General features: G+C 58.0%; 1 rRNA gene. It reads left to right on the forward strand.

The annotated features are described in order from the left end of the window. Window positions 1-431 (forward strand): 16S ribosomal RNA (locus HH110_RS19635); the annotation flags it as partial.

The following is a 431-nucleotide window of genomic DNA, read 5'->3' on the forward strand; positions in this document are numbered from 1 at the left end:
AGCAGTGGGGAATATTGCACAATGGGCGGAAGCCTGATGCAGCGACGCCGCGTGGGGGATGACGGCCTTCGGGTTGTAAACTCCTTTCACCATCGACGAAGCGAGAGTGACGGTACCTGCAGAAGAAGCACCGGCCAACTACGTGCCAGCAGCCGCGGTAATACGTAGGGTGCGAGCGTTGTCCGGAATTATTGGGCGTAAAGAGCTCGTAGGCGGTTTGTCGCGTCGTCTGTGAAATCCCGCGGCTCAACTGCGGGCTTGCAGTCGATACGGGCAGACTAGAGTTAGGTAGGGGAGACTGGAATTCCTGGTGTAGCGGTGAAATGCGCAGATATCAGGAGGAACACCGGTGGCGAAGGCGGGTCTCTGGGCAGTAACTGACGCTGAGGAGCGAAAGCATGGGGAGCGAACAGGATTAGATACCCCGGTAG

The organism is Stenotrophomonas sp. SAM-B (assembly GCF_013387485.1).
GTDB classification, from domain to species: domain Bacteria; phylum Pseudomonadota; class Gammaproteobacteria; order Xanthomonadales; family Xanthomonadaceae; genus Stenotrophomonas; species Stenotrophomonas maltophilia_AA.